At 59.3% G+C, this 24,639-nt stretch carries 23 protein-coding genes; 20 read left to right on the plus strand and 3 right to left on the minus strand.

The features are described from left to right. Nucleotides 1-174: 174 nt before the first annotated feature. From YH62_RS08075 to YH62_RS08170, 20 genes are all read left to right on the plus strand, one after another. Entirely contained in the window at nt 175-2,217 is a 2,043-nt protein-coding gene (locus YH62_RS08075; protein ID WP_046793624.1) for an alpha-amylase family protein, read from the plus strand. 248 nt (nt 2,218-2,465) lie between these two features. After that, nucleotides 2,466-2,735 (plus strand): hypothetical protein, encoded by a 270-nt coding sequence (locus YH62_RS08080; RefSeq protein ID WP_046793752.1) that lies wholly within the window; start codon nt 2,466-2,468, stop codon nt 2,733-2,735. 120 nt (nt 2,736-2,855) lie between these two features. Then, complete coding sequence (locus YH62_RS08085) at nt 2,856-3,320, plus strand: hypothetical protein (RefSeq protein WP_348625750.1); 465 nt, start codon at nt 2,856-2,858, stop codon at nt 3,318-3,320. A 220-nt stretch (nt 3,321-3,540) separates the two neighbouring features. Continuing rightward, nucleotides 3,541-4,242, plus strand: a complete 702-nt coding sequence (locus YH62_RS08090) for a FadR/GntR family transcriptional regulator (protein WP_046793626.1) — start codon at nt 3,541-3,543, stop codon at nt 4,240-4,242. A 202-nt stretch (nt 4,243-4,444) separates the two neighbouring features. After that, nucleotides 4,445-5,020, plus strand: coding sequence for a TRAP transporter small permease (locus YH62_RS08095; protein WP_046793627.1), 576 nt, complete (start codon nt 4,445-4,447; stop codon nt 5,018-5,020). After that, complete coding sequence (locus YH62_RS08100; RefSeq protein WP_046793628.1) at nt 5,017-6,297, plus strand: TRAP transporter large permease subunit; 1,281 nt, start codon at nt 5,017-5,019, stop codon at nt 6,295-6,297. Before YH62_RS08095 ends, YH62_RS08100 begins: the two co-directional genes overlap by 4 nt. 45 nt (nt 6,298-6,342) lie before the next feature. Continuing rightward, nucleotides 6,343-7,341 (plus strand): DctP family TRAP transporter solute-binding subunit, encoded by a 999-nt coding sequence (locus YH62_RS08105; RefSeq protein ID WP_046793629.1) that lies wholly within the window; start codon nt 6,343-6,345, stop codon nt 7,339-7,341. Between the two features lie 56 nt (nt 7,342-7,397). Further along, nucleotides 7,398-8,228, plus strand: a complete 831-nt coding sequence (locus tag YH62_RS08110) for a carbon-nitrogen hydrolase family protein (protein ID WP_046793630.1) — start codon at nt 7,398-7,400, stop codon at nt 8,226-8,228. A 22-nt stretch (nt 8,229-8,250) separates the two neighbouring features. Further along, entirely contained in the window at nt 8,251-9,036 is a 786-nt protein-coding gene (locus tag YH62_RS08115; protein ID WP_245282059.1) for an aldolase/citrate lyase family protein, read from the plus strand. Beyond that, complete coding sequence (locus YH62_RS08120; protein WP_245282060.1) at nt 9,033-9,722, plus strand: RraA family protein; 690 nt, start codon at nt 9,033-9,035, stop codon at nt 9,720-9,722. Before YH62_RS08115 ends, YH62_RS08120 begins: the two co-directional genes overlap by 4 nt. 221 nt (nt 9,723-9,943) lie before the next feature. Next, entirely contained in the window at nt 9,944-10,678 is a 735-nt protein-coding gene (locus YH62_RS08125) for a FadR/GntR family transcriptional regulator (protein ID WP_046793632.1), read from the plus strand. A 73-nt stretch (nt 10,679-10,751) separates the two neighbouring features. After that, complete coding sequence (kdgD, locus tag YH62_RS08130) at nt 10,752-11,657, plus strand: 5-dehydro-4-deoxyglucarate dehydratase (protein ID WP_046793633.1); 906 nt, start codon at nt 10,752-10,754, stop codon at nt 11,655-11,657. Between the two features lie 111 nt (nt 11,658-11,768). Next, on the plus strand, nt 11,769-13,277 hold the full coding sequence (locus tag YH62_RS08135) for an aldehyde dehydrogenase (NADP(+)) (RefSeq protein ID WP_046793634.1): 1,509 nt from the start codon (nt 11,769-11,771) through the stop codon (nt 13,275-13,277). Nucleotides 13,278-14,118: 841 nt separating this feature from the next. Then, nucleotides 14,119-15,537: a Xaa-Pro peptidase family protein gene (locus YH62_RS08140; RefSeq protein ID WP_046793635.1), complete on the plus strand. Its 1,419-nt coding sequence runs from the start codon at nt 14,119-14,121 to the stop codon at nt 15,535-15,537. Between the two features lie 59 nt (nt 15,538-15,596). Continuing rightward, a complete protein-coding gene (locus YH62_RS08145) occupies nt 15,597-16,826 on the plus strand; it encodes an extracellular solute-binding protein (protein WP_046793636.1) in 1,230 nt (409 codons plus the stop codon). Nucleotides 16,827-16,858: 32 nt separating this feature from the next. Next, on the plus strand, nt 16,859-17,809 hold the full coding sequence (locus YH62_RS08150; protein WP_082118294.1) for a sugar ABC transporter permease: 951 nt from the start codon (nt 16,859-16,861) through the stop codon (nt 17,807-17,809). Next, the gene (locus tag YH62_RS08155) at nt 17,806-18,642 is read left to right on the plus strand and encodes a carbohydrate ABC transporter permease (protein WP_046793637.1); all 837 of its coding nucleotides are present in this window, start codon (nt 17,806-17,808) and stop codon (nt 18,640-18,642) included. Before YH62_RS08150 ends, YH62_RS08155 begins: the two co-directional genes overlap by 4 nt. Nucleotides 18,643-18,646: 4 nt before the next feature. Then, nucleotides 18,647-19,828, plus strand: a complete 1,182-nt coding sequence (locus tag YH62_RS08160) for an ABC transporter ATP-binding protein (RefSeq protein WP_046793638.1) — start codon at nt 18,647-18,649, stop codon at nt 19,826-19,828. Between the two features lie 9 nt (nt 19,829-19,837). Beyond that, on the plus strand, nt 19,838-20,755 hold the full coding sequence (locus tag YH62_RS08165) for an ABC transporter substrate-binding protein (RefSeq protein ID WP_046793639.1): 918 nt from the start codon (nt 19,838-19,840) through the stop codon (nt 20,753-20,755). Then, complete coding sequence (locus YH62_RS08170) at nt 20,752-21,468, plus strand: aspartate/glutamate racemase family protein (protein WP_046793640.1); 717 nt, start codon at nt 20,752-20,754, stop codon at nt 21,466-21,468. The genes YH62_RS08165 and YH62_RS08170 overlap by 4 nt, the downstream gene beginning before the upstream one ends. On the opposite strand, the gene YH62_RS08175 is transcribed toward YH62_RS08170, so the two are convergent. The 3 genes from YH62_RS08175 to YH62_RS08185 all read right to left on the minus strand — a co-directional run bounded on the left by YH62_RS08175 (nt 21,465) and on the right by YH62_RS08185 (nt 24,629). After that, entirely contained in the window at nt 21,465-22,331 is an 867-nt protein-coding gene (locus YH62_RS08175) for a MurR/RpiR family transcriptional regulator (protein WP_245282061.1), read from the minus strand. The two genes, YH62_RS08170 and YH62_RS08175, sit on opposite strands and share 4 nt — an antisense overlap. Before the next feature lie 899 nt (nt 22,332-23,230). Then, nucleotides 23,231-23,749, minus strand: coding sequence for a DUF4334 domain-containing protein (locus YH62_RS08180; protein ID WP_046793641.1), 519 nt, complete (start codon nt 23,747-23,749; stop codon nt 23,231-23,233). Continuing rightward, entirely contained in the window at nt 23,715-24,629 is a 915-nt protein-coding gene (locus tag YH62_RS08185) for a hypothetical protein (protein WP_046793642.1), read from the minus strand. The genes YH62_RS08180 and YH62_RS08185 overlap by 35 nt, the downstream gene beginning before the upstream one ends. Nucleotides 24,630-24,639 lie beyond the last annotated feature (10 nt).

Consider the following 24,639-nt stretch of genomic DNA (forward strand, 5'->3'; position numbering starts at 1 on the left):
GATACAGATCAAGAATTTTACACGTTTCCCCTAAAATCCGGCACTCGTCTGGCTGGATATTGACATATCACACACTATCGTGGACGTTTTATGTGTTATTTGTTGATGCCGCATGCTGGAAAAGGGCCGGTGCCGTGACTGCGCCTGCAAAAATCCGCAAATCGGGAGGAAATCATGACGGAGTGGTGGCGCCGCACGCAGCGCATTGTCCAGACCAATCTACGGCTGATCGATGGCACCCTAGATCCCGAACGGCTGGCGGCCGATGTCGCAGCCTTCGGCGCGACGGCTATGCTGTTCAATGTCGGCGGCATCTTCGCCTGGTATCCAACCGAACTTGGTCTGCAGGCGAAGAATCCGATGCTTGAGGGTGACCTGCTCGGCCGCATGGTCGATGCCGCGCATCGCCACGACATCCGCTTCATAGGCCGGTACGACCTGTCGAAGGCAACACGGATCGCCTACGAGGCACGCCCGGAATGGTTCTGCCGCGACCGCGACGGCCGCCCCTTCGAATATAACGGCACCTATCAGGCCTGCGTCAACGGCGGCTGGTATCACCATCAGGGCGTCCAGGTGCTCAAGGAATCCCTCGGGCGCTACGATATCGACGGGCTGTTCTTCAACATGTTCGGCTATCTCAGCACCGATTACAGCTACCGCCAGTACGGACTTTGCCACTGCAACAACTGCCGGCGCGAATTTCGCACCTTCTCGGGCGAGGACCTGCCTCATCGCGCCAATGTCTCCGACAGGCTCTACCGCACCTATCTGCGTTTCCAGGAGGTCACCAGCCGGGCCCTTTCCGAAGAGATCTATGACGTCGTCAAATCCGTCCGGCCGGGCGTTGCCGTCTCGAACATGGGCCGCAGAAGCGACTTCTTCCGCGGCGAGGTAAACCGCCGGCTGGACCGTCCGCATCCCGAATGGGCGCATCTCTCCGGAGAAGAGGCCCGCAACTTCCGTTCATTTGGCGGCGACCAAACCCGCTATTCCAGCGCGTTGACGCATTTTGTCGACTTTCCTTGGCGTTACAGCGCCGAGACGGGCGCAGCGCAGGCATTACGTCTCGCCCAGCAGCTCGCCAACGGAGCCGATCCGCATTACTATTTCATGGGTACACTCGATCAGGCCGACCGCAAACCGCTAGCCGCCGTGCGGGCGATTTTCGACTACCACCGTCACAATGAGACGCTCTACGGCGATCTCGAATCCGCCGCCCGCATTGCGCTCTACACGTCCCACAAGTCGCGCCGCTACCACCCGCGCCGCGGCGCGTCCGTCGCCGCCTTTCGCGGTGCCTATCGGGCGCTGGTCGATGCCGGCATCGCCTTCGACACGATCCATGATCTGCGGGCTGACGATGCGGATTTCGCCGAAGCGCACCGCCGCTACGAAACGATCATCCTGGCCGGTGCCGGCTGCATGAGCCAGGCCGAGGCGACGTCGCTGGACGCCTTTGTCGAGGCGGGCGGCACGCTGCTGATGATCGGCGATGCGGGCAACTATGACGAAACAGGCGATCCGCTGCCGCAGAACCGATTGAACTGCCGCCCGTTCACCAGGGTTGAGGAGGTTTTCGAGGAGATGCGCGGCGGCTATGTCAGGACGGACGCCGGCACGATCGGTGGGCTCGATTCCGATCTCATTCTGTTGGACGGCTCCTACTGGCGTGTCACCCCCAAGCCCGACGCCCGGACACTCTATTCGATCCTTCTGCCGCAGCGCTTCGGGCCGCCGGAACTCTGCTATCCGGATCCGGAACTCGACTCCGATCTGCCAGGTGTGTTGCTTGCAGATCACGGGAAGGGACAGGTGATCTATATCCCGTGGAACGTAGACATGCTCTATCACGAGCACGGGCTGCTCGAGCACCGTGCGCTGCTCGCACAATTGGCGTTGAAGTTCGCACCGGCGAAAATATCCCTCTCCGCGCCGCGGCGGCTGGAAATGACCGTGCAGCGCCATCGCGAAAGCGGCGATCTCGTTGTGCATCTGGTGAATTACTCCGGCCAGAATGACAATTGCTACGACGAGCCTATCGCCATTCACGACATGGACCTCCTGCTTGACCTGCCGGTTGTCAGCTGCCGTGCGCTGGTGGCAGGCAAGGCTCTCACAGTTGAAAACGATGGCAACGGCCGCCAGAAAGTGAGACTTCCGCCGATCGGCTATTTCGAGGCAATCCGCATCAGGTGGACCGGAACTGATGCTTGAAATCGCGTGACGGCCGTCTCCGAATTTTAGATAAAAGAGGCATGGTCAAGATGCGAGCGGGACACCGCTTACGTCTCTTCCGCTGAAAATGCGCTTTCGTCCGACATTGATGTGGGCGGCAAGACATAGATATCGTAAGCTGGTACGACATGACTGATGGCGATGCTTGCTATCGCCAGCTGGCTGTTCCTTATCTCCATCATCTGAATAGACTACATATGGGGACTAGCTTAACTGCGATGAAATCAATGACGTCGGTCGCTATAATAGTCTTGTCTACTGTAAACGCCCCTTATGGGACGAGGCTTTCGGCTGAGCAGCTGGCGTCAAAGCTTGCCGACCCGGCTAGCGCCGACCATTGTGATGTATTTGCATTTGCGTTTTTTTCGGACGTTGGAGAAGCCCTTCAGCTTTCGTTCCTGGACGAGATGCATATCAGCCTGGCGGATGCATCTATCGTTGCGCAGAAGTTTTCCGGCATGGCTGGATACCAGTTACCGCTGGCCCGGGCATCCTAGTGGCACAGCCGCAAATTAGCCACTGGGGCAATCTTTGATCAAGCCCAGAAGATAATCAGCCACGCCAATTCAAAGTTCACCTTGCTCGACAGGTGGAGCTTCGGCGGAGGCACCTCACTAATGCTTCAGATCGATCATCGGGAGAGCTTCGACGCCTATAGTTCCGACGGAACGCACGCGCTCAAGATTGTGTTTAAAGATATCGGCGAAATCGACTTCATCGTGGCGCCAGCTCTCACACCGGAGCCATATAGGGAAAAAGAGGTACGCGGACAAATAGTTAACCTCGAAACCCCTGCCGAAATTATTGCAAAGAAGATATTCTACCGCGGAGCCTCGATGCAGCCGCGCGATATGTTTGATATTGCGTGTGTCCGCAAGAGTGAGGGTGATGCCCGCCTTATCGATGCGCTCACCCCGTTTAAAGATGCATGCTCACAAGCCCTGAACGCAGCACGTAAGATGAATCCTCGGCTCGCGGAAACGGTTATGTCCAAGCTACTCTATAGGCCGAACTATTCAGAGATTCCGTCCCAAGCGCAGCAGAGAACAATAGAGCTTCTAGAGGAAGTTTGCGCCCATTAGCCAAGGATCAACGAACAAGCCGCTATAAGGTATTGATCCGAGGCAAACCGCCTGCATTTTATCCAAAGCAGCATAATTTTTGCCTACTCAGGTTTTTGAACACCTCCATCCTGTGACTTTACGGTGATTAACATCACCCACAGCGCCTTGAATCTGGCTAGCGAGTGCCTCTTGCGCTATTGTACGACATAGTACCAATACTTCGACGTGAGGGAGCTAAATGAGACGAAGACGCGACAGTCTGGCCAGCGTTGTGGCGAAAGATATCGCCCAACGCATCGACACGGGTGAGTACGCGGTGGGAGCCAGAATTCCCATCGAGACTGAGCTCTGTGAGATCTACAATGTCAGTAGAACGGTCGTTCGCGAAGCGATCGCCTATCTGCGTTCCGAAGGACTGGTCGACTCTCGTCAAGGAATCGGCGCCTTTGTTACCGGCCGGGGGAACGTAACCCTGAAGATACCGCCTGAGGCGGCGGAGGAGCTGTCCGAAATCATCGACATTCTGGAGCTTCGAATTGGCGTCGAAGTCGAATCTGCGGGCCTTGCGGCGCAGCGTGCGAACGAAACCGAGCTAGCCAAAATATTGGAGTGCCTTGAGAAAACGGCGGACCCGGACGCCTTCAATCAGAATCCGCGTCAGCTTGATTTCAATTTTCACAAGGCAATCGCCATCGCCTCGGGCAATGCCTACATGCCCCGCTTCATGGATTTTGTTGGGCCGGTGATCATACCACGCAGCCAACTGATCCACTCAACCGTGCCTAAGATCACTCGCGAGTATCTTGCAAAGATGACGGAGGAGCACCGGCGCATCGCTGTGGCAATCAAACGGAAAGATGTGCTCGGTGCGCGCGAAGCAATGCGGTTCCATCTCGCCGGGAGCCTGGAACGCTACCGAGAGCTCCAACTCGAAAAGTGAGTCTCTGGCCCACTATTGTCTGTTGACAGTCATCATACAATTGAAATAGGAAAACAGCCATCGACTGGGAGCGAGGGTTTGGGAGCCTTCGGCGAAAGCCGGAGGGAGGCCGATGTTTTTCGACGGCGCCGACCGAGGCGCCGATTGAGGGGAAGGCCCAACCTGGCTGGCAATTTGGCATTCACTGCCAATGGGAGGAGCGATGGGACATCTAGCGAAATTATATCTGCGACTGCTTGAGTGGGTGGTTATCACCAGCATCCTCGCAATCCTTTTTCTTATCTTCGCGAATGTTTTCCTGCGCTATGTATTCAACTCGGGCATCTTTCTGGCCGAGGGCATCGCTGGATTACTATTCGTATGGATGACGTTCATCGGTGCGCTTCTCGTTCTTTATGATCGGGGACATATCGGCGTCGACATGGCAGTTCGCAGGCTGCCGTTGCGGTTGCGTCGTGTGTGCTTCGTGCTGACCCACGGGATCATGATCTATGCCACGTGGCTGTTGCTAAAAGGCAGCTGGGCGCAAGCGCTTATCAATCTTCATGTCCTCTCCACTGCAACACGGCTTCCAATCGCCCTGCTCTATCTGGCCGGGGTGGTCTTCGCAGCCGCAAGCGGGCTTTTCCTGGTATCCCAGCTTCTCCTGATGCTCACGGGCAAGCTCAACGACGAAGATCTGGTCGTGAGTGTCGGAGAGGATGAAGCCGAAGCCGATCGAATGGCGTCCGAACTTCAGCGCGATGACCTTGCCGATGCCAGGGGTGTGTTCAAATGACGATCGCGATCTTCACCGGAACGCTGCTCCTCGCAATCGCCGTCGGTGCGCCCATCGCGTACGCCCTTATCATCACAGGCGCGGCACTGATGTGGCAGCAGGGGCTGTTTGACGGCCAGATCCTGGCGCAGAACATCCTGAATTCCGTCGACAGTTTCGCGATGATTGCCGTCCCGCTATTCATATTCGCGGGAGAGGTCATGAATACCGGCGGCCTTTCTCGCCGCATCATCGCCCTGGCCCGAGCCCTCGTCGGCCATAGGCGAGGCGGATTAGGCTATGTGGCGATCTTCGCGGGCGTGTTGCTCTCGAGTCTGTCAGGCAGCGCGCTCGCCGATGCTGCGTCTCTCTCAGCTCTCCTTCTGCCGATGATGGTTGCGGCCGGGCACGACAAGGCGCGCGCCGGTGGTCTCATTGCCTCATCCTCCATAATCGGGCCGATCATCCCCCCAAGCATCGGGTTCATTGTATTTGGTGTTGCCACGAACCTGTCCATCAGCAAATTGTTCCTGGCCGGAATTGCCCCAGGCCTGATGATCGCCGCGGCGCTCGCCGTGACATGGTTTTTCGTGGCCAGACGAGAGGATGTGGAGGCAGCGCCGAAAGCGACCGCAGCCGAGCGTCTTTCGGCATTCGTCGACAGCCTGTGGGCCCTTATGCTGCCGATCATCATCGTCGTGGGGCTCCGTTTCGGTATTGTCACACCGACCGAAGCCGCGGCCCTGGCGGCTGCCTATTCGTTGTTCGTAGCGCTGTTTGTCTACCGCGAACTCAAGATCTCGGATCTTCCTGACCTTGCGCTGCGCGCCGGTAAAGTAGCGGCGGGCGTGATGTTTCTGGTAGGGGCCGCAGCCATACCGGCCTGGATGATCACCATCGCCGACATTCCTGGCCAGATCGTCGATATGATCGGTCCATTCATGGACTATCCCAGATTACTCGTCTTCGTTCTCATGCTTGTCATCATCGTCGTGGGCACGGCGATGGACCTTACGCCGACGATTCTACTTCTCGGGCCGATCCTTGTGCCGGTTGTCGCTCAAGCGGGTGTGGATCCGATCTACTTCGGCGTCCTGTTCATGATCAACGGTGCAATCGGGCTCATTACGCCGCCCGTGGGAACCGTGCTGAACGTGGTCTGCTCGATCGGCGGTATGAAGTACGAGTCGTTGCTCAAGGGTACGTTGCCGTTCTTCCTGGCGCAGCTGCTGGTGCTTTTCCTCCTGGTTCTGTTTCCGGAACTCGTCACGGAGCCAGCGCGCTGGATCGCGCACTGACCAAGCCACGAAACCTTCAATCTCAACCAACAAAAGGGGAGTAAAATGAAACGATTTGTTGGAATGGCCATCGCCTTTGCGTTGCTGGTCGGCGGCGCCGAGGCACAGGAGTACCAAACTCGCACGATCAAGTTTGCGGCGACCGGGCAGGAAGGCACGCCTCCGGTCATGGGGATGCATATCTTCGCCGAGAAGCTCGCCGAACGCAGCGGCGGCAAGCTCAAAGCGCGCGTCTTTTCGAACGGCGTATTGGGAGGTGACGTGCAGGTGCTCTCGGCACTCCAGGGTGGCGTCGTGGAGATGATGGTCTGGAATGCCGGTAACATGATCGCCCAGGAGAAGGATTTCGGGATCTTCGATCTACCCTTCATCTATCAGGACGTGGACGTCATGGATCGCCTGCTCGACGGAGATTTGGGTAAGCAGCTGATCGACAAGCTGCCCGCCCACGGCGTCGTTGGTCTCGCCTTCTGGGAGCAAGGCTTCCGTCTTCTGTCGAACAACCGGCATGAAGTGCATGATCTCTCCGACATATCCGGCCTGAAGATTCGGGTGCAGCAGAATCCATTGCTGGCGGACATGTGGGCGGCTCTCGGGGCGAACCCGACGCCACTGGCAATCACCGAGCTCTACACTGCGCTCGAGACCGGAGCTGTTGACGGCCAGGAGACCACCGCACCCTTCATGCTCGGTTCGAAGTATTATGAGGTGCAGAAATATATCACTGTTACTCGCCACAACTACAACCCTCAGATCGTGCTGATCGGGAAGCCGTTCTGGGATCAGCTTAACGACGACGAAAAGGCGCTGATCATCGACGTTGCACGAGAGACCGCCGTTGAACAGCGCAAGATCTCGCGCGATGCGCAGACCACGGCACTCGACAAGATACGCGCTGCCGGCAACGTCGTGACCGAGCCTGACCCGACCGCCCTGGCCGAGATGCAGAAGGCGGTTAAGCCCGTCATCGAGAAATACGCCAAAACCTTCGATCCGCAGCTCACCAAGACTGTATTCGAGGCAGTTGGCTTCTCCCTTAACTGAAAGACCAAGCCGCACACGGCGTGCCGTGTGCGGCTCCAACCTGACCGGATTTGCTCATGAAGATTTCCTTTGCCCAATTTCCACCGATCCATGGCGATACCGTCGCCACAACGCGCCTTGTTGCGCAGAAGGTCCGCGAGGCGGCAGCGGACGGCGCACAGCTTATTGCGTTTCCCGAATGCTTCCTGACCGGCGGCTCTTTCGATGATCGCCAAAGCCTGCTTGACGCGGCCATCAATATCGAGCGCGGCGATCTGGAGCCGATCCTGGCCGCAGCACGTGAGACAGGAATATTGGTCGTGGTGGGTTTCTATCAGGCCAAAGGCGACCAGGCGCTCAATACGGCGGCTGTCATCGGCCCTGAAGGCATAATTGGATTGCATCATAAAATGCACCTGCCTTTCATGATCGGCGACCGGTTCGCGGAAATTCCCGAAGTCGAAGGGCCCTCGGTATTCGATACGCCCATCGGACGGATCGGCGTCGCCATTTGTTACGAAATCCGGTTTCCGGAGGTTGCGCGGACACTGGCGCTGGAAGGTGCCGATCTTATCGTACTTCCGGCAGCCTGGCCTGAAGCGGCGCGCATCTTGCCAGATCTGTTCACGACAGTGAGGGCTGCCGAGAACTTCGTGTTCCTGTTGGCGGTGAACCGCAATGACGTAGACGAGGGGATGGCCTTCATGGGATCCAGCCATGTCATTTCGCCCGATGGTCGCGAAATCATCAATGCAGGCATGGAGGATGGCATCTTCTCGGTCGATATAGATATCGAGAGTGCCCGCGTTAAGTCGATCATCCGAGAGCCCGGCGTTTACGAGGTCCACCCTTTCCGAGACAGGAGGCCGCAGGACTACCGGATCTGCGCGATGCCCAGTGCGGTCTGATGCAATGTTCGACAACTCGGCCTTGAAACAGAAACTCCAGGCAAACGAAGTCGTTTTTGGAATTAACGTCTATTCCGGGGCGCCCGCTGCGGTCGAAATCGCGGGACGGATGGGGCTTGATTTCGTATTCATCGATGCCGAGCATACGGTGCTGGGCCTCGATTTGCCCATGGAGCGCATGGTCCTCGCGGCACGGCTTGCAAACATCTCTCCCCTGGTCCGCGTGCCCGACAGCGGTGCGGTGGGATTGCGCAAGGCGCTCGAACTTGGGGCGGCAGGTGTCATCGTTCCCCAGGTCCATACTGCAGAGCAAATGCGGGCAATCATTGCCGCGACCAAATTTCCCCCGCTCGGACGGCGCGGTGGGGATAGTTCCGTCCGTTCCGCCGGCTATGGAGGACCCGGTTTTAACTGGTCCTCCTATACCGAGCAGGCGAACCGCGAAACGCTGATCATTCCGATGGCCGAAAGCTTCGAATTCTTCGAGGAGATCGAGGACATACTCGATGTTCCGGGGATCGATGCGGTCCATTTCGGTCCAGCGGATTATGCCCTCTCCCGCGGAATCGAAGTGGACTACGCGATGAACCATCCGCAGGTGCGGGCGGCAATGCGTGAGCTCGTTGCCAAATGCCGTTCACGCGGAATCAAAGTGATGCTGCCCTGCTTTCCAGCCGAGAGCGCCAAGGCACAGGAACTGATTTCCGAAGGCGGAGACATGCTTCTTCTCGGCAATGATCTGGGCTTTCTGCATCAAGGTTGCGAACACGCGGCTAACATCGCCCTCAATACGCGGAGGCAAGCATGATGATTTTGCATCCGCGCGCAGCAGTGTCCGATGACGCCGACCTGTTCAACAGACTAGCGCAGGTGCAGCCTGCTTCTCTCGGTCATTATCTTGCTTCCGGTTCCATATCATCGGGAATCCGTGCGCTCGTACCCGTGCAGCGTATGGTCGGACGCGCCTTGACGGTCAAGCAACCACTCCCGGATGGCGTGCCGGTTCATCTCGCGCTCGATGAGCTTCGTGAGGGTGATATCCTCGTCATCGATCGACAGGGCGATCATCAGGTCGCATGTGTCGGTGAGATGGTCGCACGTGCCGCGTTTCACGCCGGGGCGGCAGGCATCGTGGTGGATGGGGTCGTCACGGATATTGAGGAACTCGCGACGATTGGGTTGCCGATCTATGCTCGAGGCACGAGCGTGATCACGACGCGAGCACTTGGCCTGCCCGGCGCAGAACTATTTGGAACTATCTCGCTCGGAGGGGTCGCCATTTCGACCGGCGACATTCTTTTCGGAGACATGAATGGTGTTCTTCGGCTCGACGTCTCCGGCGTCGACATCCAAAACTTGATCGAACTCGCATTAGCCGATGAACGGAGGGAGGTGGAATGGCGACAAAGGTTGGCTTCCGGCGAATCCCTGGCTGAATTGAACGGAGCCCGGCAACGTGCAGCGAGTGTACGCTCTGTAGCGGACACGCCTTGATATGGAATCTGCCGCAAGGTTAAGGTCGCTCGGGTCCGCACTATCCAGACCCTCGAGGTGAGCACCAGCAGTCAGCGACTGGCAGAGCCGGCTTGACATCCTGTCCACGATACCGCTCTACGTATCATCATAACTTTCCGAACCTCAAAAGTCGCGAGTATAGCTCATATCGTGTGTCATCGAGGTAGGAGAGAGGTGGTAAATAAGAACGGTCACCGAGCATGGAAAGAATATCAGGCGACAACATTCGTCGGCGTTACGGGACGCTAACACGTCATGTCCACGACACGCTCAAAGAGGGCATACTCGGCGGCAATCCGGCGCCTGGCGAGAAACTGCCAAGTGAAGCCCAGTTGATCGAGCGTTTCAGTGTGAGCCGGACTGTCATCCGCGAGGCTATTGCCCATCTGCGTGAGGAAGGCCTGGTCGATCCGCGCCGAGGAGCCGGCGTGTTTGTAGTAGAACCAGCCGCTGCGATTGATCCGGTGTCGGGCGGAATAGACGCTAGTCGGATTTCCTCGGTTGTCGAAGGTTTGGAGCTCCGTACGGCGATTGAGGTGGAAGCAGCTTATCTCGCCGCAGCGCGGTGCTCGCCTCTTCAGGAAGAAGCGATCATCCGCTGCCATCAGGAAATCGGAAAGCGCATCAGAGAAAGAAAGCCGACCATTGATGCCGACCTCGCTTTCCATCTCGCGATCGCGGAAGCGAGCAACAACCGTCGCTTCATCGAAATACTGAAATCACTGGGAGCCGAGATGATCCCACGTGCCGCTCTTGAGGGACCGGGCGCCGCCTCTCCTGCTTATCTCGAGCGTCTCCACGAGGAGCATCGCCTGATTGTCAAAGCCATCACGGATCGTGATCAGATGGCAGCAAGGGAAGCGATGCGCGCTCATCTCGCAGGAAGTCAACAGCGCTACCGCTCCTATCTGAACGACGATACAAACTTATCATAATAACTCTATTGACATGTATCCTCAAAGAGGCATAACCGGGCTGTAACGGTCATCAGAAAAGGTTGTGCCATTCATGGATTTCTTGACTCTCAAACAAACCCTCGGGGCCGGCCTTCTGTCGTTCCCGGTCACCCATTTCAATTCCGAAGGAAAGTTCAATCCCGACAGTTATGGCGAGCATGTCGAATGGCTCTCAGGCTTTGGAGCCGCAGCACTCTTTGCCGCGGGTGGAACGGGCGAGTTCTTCTCGCTTGCACCGGATGAGGTTCCTGCGGTCGTCAAGGCGGCCAAGGCAGCGGCAGGCGCAACTCCGATCGTAGCCGGCTGCGGCTACGGTACCGAGGTAGCCGTTTCGCTCGCGAATGCTGTCGAGAAGGCGGGCGCGGACGGGATACTCCTGTTGCCTCATTATCTGATCGATGCACCGCAAGAGGGCCTCTATCATCACATCAAGGCCGTCTGCCAGGCCACGGCGATCGGCGTCATGGTCTATAATCGCGACAACTCGGTCCTCCAGGCCGATACTCTCGCCCGGCTTTGTGATGAATGCCCCAATCTGGTCGGCTTTAAGGATGGCACTGGCGAGATCGGGCTCGTCCGTCAGATCACCGCGAAAATGGGTGACCGGCTGACCTATCTTGGTGGAATGCCGACTGCCGAGCTTTTTGCCGAGGCTTACCTGGGGGCAGGCTTTACCACCTACTCCTCGGCGGTGTTCAATTTCGTGCCGGGGCTTGCGGTAGAATTCTACGATGCCCTGCGTGCCGGCGAACGTGCCAAGTGCGAACGGATCCTGCTGGATTTCTTCTATCCATTTATGGCGATCCGGAACCGAGCCAAGGGCTATTCGGTTTCCGCGATCAAGGCTGGCGTACGAATCCAGGGGTTCAATGCAGGCCCGGTCCGGCCACCTCTGAGCGATCTTTCCGCCGAAGAGGAAGACATGATGGCTGAGCTGATCGCGCCATATAAGCGCTGACGTGGTATAAGCGGCGCGTCGCCTCGGCCAAGATGGGGCGACGCTCTCTGTGAGGGGCAGAGATTGCCTCCCGTCGCATAGGAACCTCCCCACGATAAAGGAACGGAAACGATGACGTTTGTCCCTCATGGAATGCACCTGATTGCTGGCGAATGGGTCCAAGGCAAAAGCATCTTCCAGTCGGCGCCCGCTCACGGGATGTCCCACAGTTTCTCGGTCGGATCACCTGCTCATGTCGAGAAGGCCTGTGAGGCCGCAGAAGAAGCGTTTTGGATCTATGGCTATACGTTGCGCGACGAACGCGCTGCGTTTCTCGACGCAATCGCCGATGAAATCGAAACGCGCGCTGCCGATATCACTGAAATCTGCACCCAGGAAACCGGCTTGCCTGCCGCTCGGATCGAAGGCGAACGCGGACGAACTACCGGCCAGTTGCGGCTCTTCGCCAATCATATCCGCAAGGGCGACTATCTCGATCGTCGCGTTGACGAGGCCCTGCCTGATCGTAAGCCGGCACCGCGTCCGGAAATCCGCCTGATGCAGCGTCCGATCGGCCCGGTCGCGGTCTTCGGCGCTTCCAATTTTCCCCTTGCCTTCTCCACGGCCGGAGGCGACACGGCGGCCGCGCTTGCCGCGGGCTGCCCTGTGGTGGTGAAAGGTCATTCGGCGCATCCGGGAACCGGCGAGATCGTAGCTGAAGCCATTCATGCCGCCATCGCCAGGACCGGCATGCCAAAGGGGGTGTTCAGCCTCATTCAGGGCGGCGATCGCAAGGTCGGCGAAGCGCTTGTCACCCATCCGCTCATCAAGGCTGTCGGCTTTACCGGTTCGCTTGGCGGTGGCCGCGCCCTGTTCAATCTTTGTGCACAGCGTCCCGAGCCTATTCCGTTCTTCGGCGAACTGGGTTCGGTAAATCCAATGTTCCTGCTGCCGGAAGCCATGAAGGCACGTGCAACGTCGCTCGGTGAGGGCTGGGCCGGATCGCTGACCATGGGAGCAGGCCAGTTCTGCACCAATCCTGGCATCGCGGTGGTGATTGCCGGTCCGGATGCCGACAGTTTCGTGCGATCCACCCGCAGTGCATTGGAAAAGGTTTCGCCGCAGGTCATGCTGACCGACGGCATCGCCAAGGCCTATCAGGACGGCAAGACCCGTTTCGACAGCCGCAATTCCGTCAGCCCTATCCTTACGACCGAAAGCAAGGGACGCGAGGCTTCGCCCAATCTTTACGAGACAACGGGCGAAGCCTTCCTCAGCGACCATACGCTTGGTGAAGAAGTGTTCGGCCCGCTCGGGGTCGTCGTTCGGGTGAAATCGGTTGACGATATGGTGCATCTGGCAAAGGGTCTTGAGGGGCAGCTCACCGTCACCCTGCATGTGGACAAGGACGATGTCGCCGATGCCCGTAAGCTGATGCCGGTTCTGGAACGCAAGGCCGGACGCGTACTGGCCAATGGCTTTCCCACCGGCGTTGAGGTGGTCGATTCGATGGTTCATGGCGGCCCCTACCCGGCCAGCACCAACTTCGGCGCGACGAGCGTCGGGACCATGTCCATCCGTCGGTTCCTGCGTCCGGTCAGCTATCAGAATATCCCTTCAGACCTCCTGCCTGTGGACTGAGAAGGCGCGGCGCGAGATGGCATGGCGAAGCGCCTCGAAGTCTTCGCCATACCGAGTTAGACGGTTGCGAAACTGCGACGTCCTCGATGAGGATCCGTGCGCCATCGACAGGCGAGACAACTCCGCCTGAAGCCTCCGTCGAAAGATCGCAGGAGACAGGCCGCCCCGCCGCCGCCAGATAGGCGAACAACGCGCTCCCGTCGCTGTCAGGCCCGAGAAGAGACCCGTGTCGAAGCGGTGATCCTTCGTTTGGTTTGACTATGATCACGTTCAGGCCCATGGCCGCTGGAAGTTTTCGGACATAGGCGGCGGCGCCGGTCGAGCATTTCACGCACCATATGCTGGCAAGAGGACGCACTGTCTTCATCATCCGCTTCTCCCTTGGTTGCCGCACGACCGGAAGCTCTAGATCGGCGTTCCCACCGTTGAAATGTTCGGATGCGCTCGCCCGCCACCCGCTCCGGGTTGCGAAGCAAATGTCTCCGAGCTTCATCGCCACCTTGAACACTACGCCATGGTTGCGGCTGCGACCACAACCGACGAGGAAGCCCATCATGTCCACCCGCAAGCACGGCTGAGTGGATGCCAGCCTTTAAAAAAAACGCTGTAAAAAATATTTCGTCTTGCGGCATTTTCTTCTAAGTCTCCCAGGCAATAGCACAGCTCGTTATGCCAATTATTTCTGATAATTATCGCCTTCGACCGATAAAACTCATGAAAGAAAGGCCGCTCCGGGCCTGAATTTTTTTACAGCCCTCCTGCGATGCGATTTTCCTTTCATGAAATATTTATTGCAAAGACTGGCCGATGCGCTCTTAATTGAAAAAAAGGAACCATATGAATGCTCACAAGGTCCGATTACGCTCTCGCATCACTTTCCCCCGAAACCCTTCTCGACGGGTTCCGGCCAAGCTTCGAATTCGAGCCCGTCAATCCGTTGCCGGAGGAGGAATTCGCCGAACGTCTGCGTCATATCCGGCGCGAGGCCACCATGGCCGGCCATGACCTCATCCTCGTCCATGCCGACTCCATCGGCTCCTACCGTGTGTCGAATTCATACCTGCGCTACATCTGCGACTGGATGCGCGAGGGTGTGCTCGTCATTCCGACGGACGAAGACCTGCCGATGACGCTGTTCTCCTTCTTCAGCAGTTCCGTTCTGTTGCCCCCTGCCGGCGAACCCGTGCTCGTCGACGACATCTGGCAGATCGGCACCTGGGGGCGCGAAACCTATAATCGGCCCGGCCGCGCCGTCGACCGTGTCGTCGAGGCGGTCGCCACGCATCTGGAAGGACGGGGATTTGCCTGCAGCCAGATCGGCCTCTTCGGCGACGCCACCTCCTCCTCCTACTGGGAGGGCCTTAAAACCCGGCTGCCACGCAGCCGTTTCGTTCCCGATGCCGGCATCATCGAGCGAATGCAGCGGCGGCGGAGCAAGCGCGAGCAGGCCATCGTCCGGGCGGCAGCACAGCTTGCCGACATCGGCATACAGGCCGCCTATCACGTGACCCGTCCCGGCATCACCGATCATCAGATCTACGCAGCCTTCACCTATGCCCAAATGGCCCGGGGCGGCGAATGGGGGGATGGTTACCAGATCGGAGTCAATCGCTTCGGCACCCATTGCGGCAAGCCCTATGGACATGTCGTCAGCCCCGGTGATCTCGTCAATCTCTATATCTCCAGCGTTAGCTATCACGGCTACTCCGCCCAGATCGCCCGCATGATCGCAGTCGGCGACATCACCGACGAACAGGAAGAAGTCCTGCAGATGTGCGTCGAAGGCGTCGAGGCCGCGGCATCGCGCGTGCGCCCGGGCGTGCTGGTCTCCGAAGTCGCCAACGCATCGTTCGAGCCCTATATCCGCCGCGGATACCTGAAATCGGCCGACAGTCGAACGATGCCTTACAACTGGCAATCGAATGAAGACGGATCGCCCCGCCAGATCCCGCGCAGCTATGTGGCTGACCCCGATTGGGAGCGGCAGGGACGCCGGCTGATGCATGTCTATCCGGCGACCAAAGGCCCGCATAATCCCAATGTCGGCCACTCCGTCTCGATGGCCAAGTTCACACCCTACAACATCGCCTCCAACAATCATGACCGGCTAGAGGAAGGGATGACCTTCGTCCTGCATTCGCAGTGGCTGGATCCGCTGGTGGCGGGCTGCAATGTCGGCGACTGCTATCTCGTCACCGACGACGGCTGCGAGAACCTCAGCTGCAACACGCCCCTGACGCCATACCGCGTCAAGGCATGATCCAAGAACCACGATAAATCGAACAAAAACAAATAAATAAACAAAAGAGGTGAACGAAAATGAACAGAATTTCCCGGCTAACCGGCGCTTGCGCCATCATCATGGCATTCGCCGCGGCAGCACCTGCCGCGACGCAGGGCAAGGTGACCCTCGTCGTCTCGAATTCCCAATGGCTCGACGCCTTGCGCGGCGACGCGCTGTGGAAGGCGGTTAAAACCTATGAGAACCACGCTGCGAATGTGCAGCTCGAATCCCTCGGTATACCGTCGAAGGATTATGGCGACCGACTGATGACCGAGTTCGGCGCCGGCCAGGGACCTGACGTGGCGATCATCCAGGAAGGCGTCTTCTTCGCTCTGGCCGATGCCGGCCTTCTCGTCGATGTCGGCTCCGCGACCGAAGATGTCACGCTCAATGACACGGCGAAGAATGGCATCGTCGACGGCGTGACGCTTGGCGTCCCCTGGCAGCGCGCTGCCTACGCGCTGATCTATAACGGCAAGCTGACCGAGGCGGCCGGTGCTGCCGTGCCGAAAACCATCGACGAGCTCATCGAAAACGCCAAAGCGGTGCAGGACAAGACGGGCGCGATCGGCTTCACCTCGCGCCACCAGATCAACGACTTCTCCGGCTTCTACATGGATTTCCAAAGCTGGGCCTATGGCTATGGCGCCAACTGGGTGAATGACAAGGGCAAATTGACAATCAACACGCCCGAAGCGGTCAAGGCCGTGACCGAGTTCAAGAAGACGTACGATGCGAAGGTCATCCCTGTCGGCGACGACATGCCGACCCAGCGCACGCGCTTCAAGGAAGGTCGGGTCGGGTTCAGCATCGACAACTCGGGCGGAACGCTCAACATTGGTTCCGGGGGCACGATCAAGAGCGCCGACATGCATGCGGCACCCCTGCCCTTTCCCAATCCGGGCGCCCATCAGCAGATCTACGTCGTCGTCAACGCCAACAGCAAACATCCCGACGAAGCCAAGGACTTCCTCAAGTGGCTGATGAGCCAGGAAGGTCAGACCGAACTACGCAAGGCGTCCGGTCCGGACATGCTGGCAACCGACGTGCCGCTGACCGAAGATTTCGTCGCCGCCAACCCCTGGGCTCCCGTCTTCGCTGAGATTGCACCGAAGACACGCTCGGTCCTCATTCCCGGCTACGAGGTCGAGACGACCCAGATCATGCGTCCCGTCATGGAGGCCGTCGAGGAAGTGCTTATCAAGGGAACCGACCCTGCCGCCGCGCTCGCAAAGGCTCAGGAAAGAGTCGACGGCATGTTCTGACGAACAAGCCGCTGCTTGAAAGGAATTGGGTCATGACCGAACAAACCCTGCTGGAGCGGCCGTTGGCCGTCCCAGCATACTCCGCGCGAACATCCACAGCCCGCAGGCGGCTGAATGGACTTCTGCCCTATGCCTTCGTCATACCTCCAGCGCTCTATCTGCTGGTGTTCATGTTCTGGCCGCTCGGCAAGCAGATTTATCTGAGCCTGACCCGCACGCGGCTTGCCAATCCGAACCGCAGCACTTTCATTGGATTGCGGAACTACGAAAGACTCCTCGACAATCCCGATTTCTATACGACGCTGAAGATCACCCTGATCTACTCCGTCATGGCAGTCATCGTCGGTGTTGCCGTCGGCCTGGTCGCAGCGCTCGCGCTGAACCGGCCGTTCCCCGGGCGAACGCTGGTGCGCGGTATCCTGCTGTTCGGCTGGGCGGTTCCCAATGTCGCCGCCGCGCTCGTGTGGCTCTGGATATTCAACGAGCGGTCGGGCATCCTCAACACGATCGTCACCGGTCTTGGCCTCGAACGGGTTTCCTGGCTGACCAGCACCGAGATGGCGCTGCCGTCGATCCTTCTCGTGACCGTGTGGCAGGTCTCTCCCTTCGTCATGCTGGTGATGCTGGCGGCGTTGCAATCCGTTCCGGAAGAGGTGAAAGAGGCAGCCGTGGTGGACGGAGCCGACAAGCTCAACGTCTTCAAGTCCGTGACACTGCCCCACATCCTGCCGACATTGCAGCTCGTTTCCCTGCTCGTCATGGTCTGGTCGATCCGTCGCTTCGACATCATCTATCTCCTGACAGGCGGCGGCCCGGTCGGAAGCACCAGCACCCTTATCGTCAAGCTGCGGCAAGTTGCCTTCGAGAACCATGACCTCGGCCTCTCCAGCGCCTACGGCGTAGTCGGCCTGATGTTGGCGCTCTCGGTCGCTGCGATCCATGCCCTCTTCAATCACCGCCGCCAGAAAATGAGTTCGCGATGAACAATGTCCATCAGATTCCGACCCGGCTACTGCATATCCTTCTTGTTCTGGCGCTCACGGTTTTCGGCGGCTTTCCGATCTACTGGATGGCGACGACCGCGCTTTCGCTGAATTCCGAGCTCTACAACAGCGGCCAGGTGCCGTGGCCACAGCTTGCCAACCTGCCGAGCATGATCGCCGAACTCGCCCAGTTGCCGCTGATGCGCTGGCTGATGAATACCAGCATCGTCGCGGTCGGAACCACCGTCCTCAGCCTGGTGCTCGGCGCCCTTGCCGGTTATTCCCTCAGCCGCTTCAAGTTCCACGGCAAGGGCATCCTGGGCTTCCTGATGTTCATGACGCAGGTGGTTCCCGAGGCGCTGATCCTCGTGCCGCTCTACGCCATGTTCATCACGCTCGGCCTTCTCAACAGCCTATTCGGGCTGGTGCTGGCGAACGTCGGTTTCTCGCTGCCGGTGGCCGCCTTCATCATCAAGGGCGCCATCGATGCCGTTCCTTACGAAATCGAGGAATCGGCCGTCATCGACAATTGCCCGCGCATCAGCGTGCTGACGATGATCATCCTGCCGATCATCGCGCCTTCCATGGCGGCGGCCGCGGTGATTTCCTTCTTCGCCGGCTGGAACGAGTATCTCTTCGCCGCGACCTTCCTGATGGACAGAGACCTCTGGCCGGCCAGCGTGGGGCTCGCGTCCTTCGTCGGTCAGTACGAGACGCCGCTTTCGGCGGTCATGGCAGCGGCCTTGATCTTCAGCCTGCCGGCCGTCGTCTTCTTCCTTCTCATTCAACGCAAGATCGTCGCCGGTATCACCGCCGGTGCAGTGAAGGGATAATCCAATGCCCCAGATCACAATGAAAGGCGTCAGCAAGAATTTCGGCGACGTCACCGTCATTCCACAATTCGATGCCTCGATCGACGACGGCGAATTCCTCGTCCTTCTCGGTCCCTCGGGCTGCGGCAAGTCCACCCTGCTGCGTATGATTGCCGGGCTGACCGGCATCACATCGGGAACCCTCGGCTTCGATGGAGAGGACGTCAACGAATGGACGCCCAGCCGGCGCGGTGTCGCCTTCGTCTTCCAATCCTATGCGCTTTATCCACATATGACCGTGCGCGAAAACATCGCCTTCCCGCTGCTGATGGACGCGTTCCGCAAATGGCATCACATACCGCTTGTCAGCAGCGTCATGCGCTGGAAGCTCATGCGCCGCCCCGATATCGTTGAACGCACCAATCAGATCGCCGAGCAGCTGGAACTCACTCCCTTGATGAACCGGCGCCCGGCAAGCCTATCCGGTGGCCAACGCCAGCGTGTCGCTCTGGCTCGTTCACTGGTACGCGACCCGTCGCTTTATCTCCTGGATGAGCCGCTCTCCAATCTCGATGCCAAGCTACGCACACAAATGCGCTCGGAAATATCGACATTGCATCAGCGCGTACGCAAGACCTTCGTCTACGTCACCCATGACCAGGTCGAGGCCATGACGATGGCGACGAAGATCATCGTCATGAACCGCGGCGAGATCCAGCAGATCGGCACGCCCGATGAGATTTACGAGCATCCGGCGAATACCTTCGTCGCCCGTTTCGTCGGCGCGCCTCCCATGAACCTGCTGCCCGTCCGGCAGCAAGGACAGCAATTGACACTCGAGGCCGGCGCCACTTTTACGCATCCGGGCCAACTGCCGGCCGACAAGGAACTGATCCTCGGCCTGCGTCCCGAACGACTGAGATTGCAACCGGCGGAGCAGCCCGGCATTCCCGTCGAGGTTAGCGTGGTCGAGAAGCTTGGCGCCGAAGTCATCCTCGGATGCCGTGTCTTGCATCCGGGTGGCGGGCAATCCGGCGACCTCTTGCGGCAGGATCTGGTCTTCGTGCGTATCTCCGGCAATCCGCATGTCGCGATCGGCACACGGGCTTCGCTGGGATACGATGCCGCGGGTGTGAACTGGTATTCGCCACAGACCGGCAAGGCGCTGCATCCAGCCGCGGCTCCTCTGCTCTCCTGCAGCGCCTGAGGAGCGAATATGTTCGATTTTCATGTCGCCGCAACCGGCCAGAGCCTGAACTATCTTCCGCATTATATTGCAGCCCGAGAGGGTTTCTTCGAGGCGGAGGGCCTACGCGTCACCGTCAGCGTGCCGTGCCCCTGGGACCTGGTGCTCGAGGAACTCCGCCGGGGAACCGCCCAGGCTGCCCTCGGCGGCATCTGGGTGCCGTCGATGTATCTTGGTCGCGGTACGCGTTTCACCCCCTTCGCCCAGATCGCCGCCCGCGCGCCGCTGGCGGTCGTCGGGCGAGAAAAACAGGACGAGTTCCGATGGGATAGGCTGCCCGGCAAGGTGGCTCTGATGAAGGGTAGCAATGGCGCAAGCGTCGGGCTCTTCTTCAAGCAGTGCCTGCGCGAACATGGCATCGATCCCGGCCAGCTTGGCTATATCCAGGATCTCGACGGCGCCATGCTGGCCGAGCTCTTCCACGGCGGCATGGGCGACTATCTGATCGTCGATTACCCGAATGCGCTGCGGATGGAGGTGGAAGCCCGTGGCCATGTCGTGCAGCCGCTTGCCATCACCGGAGGCAATGTACCGTGGAGCGTCTATTATGCGCTCGGCGAGAGTGACCCGCAGCGGCAGGAACTCCAGGCGCGTTTCGCGCGCGCCCTCAATCAAGGCATGGAATGGATATTGGCGAGAGATCCGGAGACCTATGCCGGTTTTCTCGCTGAGACCTTCCCCAGCCTGCCCTTGAGCATCGTGTTGTCTGTCGCTCGGACTTACATTGCGCACGGGATGTGGACGACGCCGAGGATCGATGCGGATGGCTATCGCCGCTGGCAGGAGGGCATCATGGCAGGTCATCTCACCTCAGCCGCGATCCCCTATGAGCAGTTGATCGATTCCGTTCCCACCCGGCAATGGCAAAGGGCTGAAGAAACCGCATGAAAATAGCCGTTATCAACCCGAACACGACGGCCGAAATGACCCAGGCGATCGGTGTTGCCGCGGCACGATCGGCCGCACCGACGACCGAACTCCTGATCCGCCAGTCGAACCATGGCCCTTCAGCGATCGAAGGCCCGTTCGACGGCGCAATCTGCCTGCCTGGCCTACTAGGCGCCATTCAGCAGGCCGAGGCCGAGGGCGCGAGTGCCCATGTCATTGCCTGTTTCGACGACACAGGACTGGATGCGGCGCGTGCGCTGTCTCATCGCCCCGTCATCGGCGTCGGCGAGGCGGCGCTCCATGTCGCGAGCCTCATCGCCCAGGAATTCTGTGTCGTCACGACCCTTTCGCGATCGGTACCGACGCTGAAGATGAACATCCTGCGCTACGGATTCGAGCGACGCTGCCCGCAGGTTCTCGCCAGCGACATTCCCGTGCTGGATCTGCATCGGCCTGAAAGCGGAGCCCACCAGAAAATATCCAGCCTTATTGCGCGAGCAATGGAGAACGGCGCCGAGGCAGCCATTCTGGGCTGCGCCGGCATGGCGGATCTGGCTGCAGCGCTGCAGCAAGAGCTCGGCGTTCCCGTCATCGACGGCATTGAGGCAGCCATCCGCCTGGCGGAGATGCTGGCGGCATCCGGGTTTACCCCCTCGAAGCACCGCGGTTGGGCTTTCCCATCGCGCGCCGGCGATTTCCTGCAGATAGCCTAACCTTTCGGCCGCGCGGTTTCCCGTTTGGGCGTGGCGACATCGTCGATCAGTTCGACCATTCGGTCGATCCTGCGGAACCGTTCGACGCTGATGTCACCCAGCCGCGCCGCAACGGTCCAGGAGATGTAGTCGATCATCGTCGCAGCCGCGGTGAAAGAGTTGAATGCCGCCAGAGAATGGCAGCGGCATCGAATGACGTGATCGGCAGCCTTTGCACTTTCGGCCGCGCTGATATCGGTAATCAAAACCGCGATAGCACCGGCCGCGCGGATCTCGTTCAGCAGCAGCGGAAGCTTGCGCGGCCGGCGACGAAAAGCAAAGCAGATCACGAGGTCTCCCTCGCGAATGCCCGACAATTCATGCGCCATCGAGGTGCCGGTTGCCGGTAAAACCCGCACATCGTTTTTGATCAGGCCAAGATAATGCGCCGCATAATGCGCGAGCCCAAAACCGTTGCGCATCCCGACAACGAAGATCCGTTCCGCCGCGATGCATGCGTTGCAGATGGCATCCAGCGTTTCCGGTGAAGTCCCGTCCGCAGTGGCGCGAATATTGTCGATATTGGTCTGAACCACGGACGCTAAAGTCGGGACTTCCGCGGCGTGCTGTGCGGTATCGATCGCTCCGCCTTGCGGCGATCCCCAGTGGACTGCTTCGCGTATCTGGCGCTTGGCGGCGGGATAAGACGAATAACCGAGGGTTCGGATCAATCTGGCCGCGGTCGCCGTCGAAACACCCGCCTTGCGCGCGAGCTCGCCCGCCGTATAGAGAGCGAGATCCATCTGATGCTCGAGCATCACATCAGCCAGCCGGCGCTCTGAAGGAGAAAGGCCGGCATAGACGGAATAGATTCTGGATTCCAACGACCTCGTCGGCTGCGAATTCTGCACGTCAATCGTCCGCTGGGAACACAAGATTGCTGGCCTCTATCCATAAACCTGCCGCCATTTTCTATCTTATGTTTGCCAGGGTCGGGTCAAGGACGGCCTTGCTGCCACATGGTATAAATAGCGGCCGTGAGCAGATCGGCGACCACTTGCCAACGCATCGAGTTCGAAGTCTGGACACCATGGAACGACGCGAAGCCCTCGCCCGTCCTTTTCTGCCAGGATGACCACGAATGCAGCCGCGCTGACCAAAGTTTCGATATATTTTTTGGTCAGAAGGGAACCAACGGAAGCAATGCGGTGTCGTCGCTGCTCGCAGATCTGCAGGCAGAGCCACCGCAGCCGAAGACACATGATTTGCCGCTCAAAAGTGCGCCAAAGCCGGAATAACGGATAGCGCTACGGAAAATCGCGTACAACAGCAACGGCGTCTCGAAATAAGGGACGCCGCAGAAAGCCACGTCCCGGTGCTCAGCTTTACCGCGTCTTCTGCGATCGGCACATTCTGCTGACGGTCTAGGACCCGCGGTCGTGGCACTGATCTGAGTTCTGCCTCAGTTCACGCTTTGCGCAGTTGCAAAAACGTTCCCGGCAGACCAGATTGAGGCGCACTTCAGTTTGGATTGATCCTGTTCGAGATTCTCGGCAATGCGTTAAGAAGCGTGGGCAGGGCTGCGCATGGCTGACCGTTTTGGCATTGTCCAAAGATGACGCCACCGAGACCTGGGAAACCCGACCGATAAAAGAACAGGGCGCTCGACCCTTGCGGGGAGCGCCCTGTCGGACCCGGACGACCGCGCGGCAGACAAGCTGCTCGGCAAAGGCGATCATCGATACGGGTGGTGAGCAATAGATGATGACCGGCTGCCCGTTTTTCAAGGTCCTTCAACCCGCGATAGTTCGAAAAAGTAGATCCGCTTGTCGTCCTTGATGGCCATCGCGCCCATCATCCTTTCCGCATCGATCCGTCGGAAATGATCGACGATGGGTTGATCGTCATAGATCATGGCCGCACTCTCGACGCCGCCAAACACGGTTGTCTTCACGGAAGCGACGGGACCGCTCGCCCGCAGCCGACGCTGGAGATAGGAAAACATGTTTCGCGCGGCGCGCATCCTGCCGATCCTGTAGAAACGCAACGTCAGCCGAAGCGGGATCCACTTCGGATCAACGGCGACCAGTCGCCGGTCTCCCGATCGAAACAGCAAGGCATCAGCGCGCATGTCGGGCGTGAACCGTTTGCCGAACCAGCCAAGATTTTCGAGCACTCCGTCGAATGGGTGCCCCGTCGGGATGCCATGTCCTTTCCAAAGCCCCACCATTTCCCGCGGCGCGATCGGCTGCAGGCTTCGGAACTCCTCAAGCGCTGTCTGCTGGTCTTTCACCGGAAGCATCCTTCTTGTCCTTGCGCTCTCTGGCCCGTCGCCTGGATTTGGCGTCGCGGCGCGCGATCCGCAACTCCTCCAGCGTCGGCATCCACCAGCCCCTATTGAGCTCGCGCTTGTTAGGCGGCGTTCGTGCGGGCCAGGTCGTCACCAGTTCTTCGAGCGAGCCCGGCCGCCAGGATGCCCAGGCATATTCCTCGCTATCTGCGGCGGGGAAGTAGAACGTACCGATCGTCGCAGGATCGGCCAACTCGCCGTCCGTTCCGATGAAGAAGACGACGCCGATATGCGTGCCGATCGCGCGCTCGAAGGGCGGAGCATCATCGGCAGGAACGGGATATCGCTTCCGCCGGCGTTCCCTCATCCTCGCCTTGGATGCGTCGTCTTCTTGCGTCCCCTTGATCGCTTCGCGCCGTGCACGCCGGGCTTCCGGCTCGTTGCGCTCTGCCGCTGTCTCGATCGCCGGCCATCGCAGCCGCAGTTCCTCGAATGACCGGTAGGGTACGGTCCACAGCCGGCGATCGGCGTCCCAGCGGGCATGCGAGATTTCCCGGATCTCATTGACGATGGTTCGGGAGTAGGGCGTCCGAATCTGAATGACCGTCGGCGTCGTCTCGAGATAGCGACTTTCGATCGGCTCGAAGGCGAACGCGTCCCTGCCCTTCTCATCAGCGAATCTATCAGCCTCCGCCTCCATCTCGGCCAGCCAGCGGCTGATGCGCTTTTCGGCAGTGCGACCCGGCACGAACCACGCGTTCAGCCTGTCGCTCCAACGGGCACGCGGAAACGCCTCCCGAAACCGTGCGACCGTTATCCGGTCATGCGGCAGGTCGGTCGTCGCACCCGCACGGGTGGGCCTGGAAGCCTGGTCTTTCGTTTGTTCGTTCATCGGTCATGGT

Origin of the sequence: Rhizobium sp. LC145 (genome assembly GCF_001005825.1) — a bacterium.
Lineage (GTDB): Bacteria > Pseudomonadota > Alphaproteobacteria > Rhizobiales > Rhizobiaceae > Neorhizobium.

Excerpts from the sequence above, each read along its gene's own strand:
- YH62_RS08125 (WP_046793632.1), top strand. The coding sequence starts at position 9,944 with ATGGAAAGAATATCAGGCGACAACATTCGTCGGCGTTACGGGACGCTA.
- YH62_RS08160 (WP_046793638.1), top strand. The coding sequence starts at position 18,647 with ATGCCCCAGATCACAATGAAAGGCGTCAGCAAGAATTTCGGCGACGTC.
- YH62_RS08155 (WP_046793637.1), top strand. The coding sequence starts at position 17,806 with ATGAACAATGTCCATCAGATTCCGACCCGGCTACTGCATATCCTTCTT.
- kdgD (WP_046793633.1), top strand. The coding sequence starts at position 10,752 with ATGGATTTCTTGACTCTCAAACAAACCCTCGGGGCCGGCCTTCTGTCG.
- YH62_RS08075 (WP_046793624.1), top strand. The coding sequence starts at position 175 with ATGACGGAGTGGTGGCGCCGCACGCAGCGCATTGTCCAGACCAATCTA.
- YH62_RS08180 (WP_046793641.1), bottom strand. The coding sequence starts at position 23,749 with ATGCTTCCGGTGAAAGACCAGCAGACAGCGCTTGAGGAGTTCCGAAGC.
- YH62_RS08170 (WP_046793640.1), top strand. The coding sequence starts at position 20,752 with ATGAAAATAGCCGTTATCAACCCGAACACGACGGCCGAAATGACCCAG.
- YH62_RS08100 (WP_046793628.1), top strand. The coding sequence starts at position 5,017 with ATGACGATCGCGATCTTCACCGGAACGCTGCTCCTCGCAATCGCCGTC.
- YH62_RS08085 (WP_348625750.1), top strand. The coding sequence starts at position 2,856 with ATGCTTCAGATCGATCATCGGGAGAGCTTCGACGCCTATAGTTCCGAC.
- YH62_RS08135 (WP_046793634.1), top strand. The coding sequence starts at position 11,769 with ATGACGTTTGTCCCTCATGGAATGCACCTGATTGCTGGCGAATGGGTC.
- YH62_RS08090 (WP_046793626.1), top strand. The coding sequence starts at position 3,541 with ATGAGACGAAGACGCGACAGTCTGGCCAGCGTTGTGGCGAAAGATATC.
- YH62_RS08080 (WP_046793752.1), top strand. The coding sequence starts at position 2,466 with ATGACGTCGGTCGCTATAATAGTCTTGTCTACTGTAAACGCCCCTTAT.
- YH62_RS08145 (WP_046793636.1), top strand. The coding sequence starts at position 15,597 with ATGAACAGAATTTCCCGGCTAACCGGCGCTTGCGCCATCATCATGGCA.
- YH62_RS08165 (WP_046793639.1), top strand. The coding sequence starts at position 19,838 with ATGTTCGATTTTCATGTCGCCGCAACCGGCCAGAGCCTGAACTATCTT.
- YH62_RS08110 (WP_046793630.1), top strand. The coding sequence starts at position 7,398 with ATGAAGATTTCCTTTGCCCAATTTCCACCGATCCATGGCGATACCGTC.
- YH62_RS08150 (WP_082118294.1), top strand. The coding sequence starts at position 16,859 with ATGACCGAACAAACCCTGCTGGAGCGGCCGTTGGCCGTCCCAGCATAC.
- YH62_RS08095 (WP_046793627.1), top strand. The coding sequence starts at position 4,445 with ATGGGACATCTAGCGAAATTATATCTGCGACTGCTTGAGTGGGTGGTT.
- YH62_RS08185 (WP_046793642.1), bottom strand. The coding sequence starts at position 24,629 with ATGAACGAACAAACGAAAGACCAGGCTTCCAGGCCCACCCGTGCGGGT.
- YH62_RS08105 (WP_046793629.1), top strand. The coding sequence starts at position 6,343 with ATGAAACGATTTGTTGGAATGGCCATCGCCTTTGCGTTGCTGGTCGGC.
- YH62_RS08140 (WP_046793635.1), top strand. The coding sequence starts at position 14,119 with ATGCTCACAAGGTCCGATTACGCTCTCGCATCACTTTCCCCCGAAACC.
- YH62_RS08120 (WP_245282060.1), top strand. The coding sequence starts at position 9,033 with ATGATGATTTTGCATCCGCGCGCAGCAGTGTCCGATGACGCCGACCTG.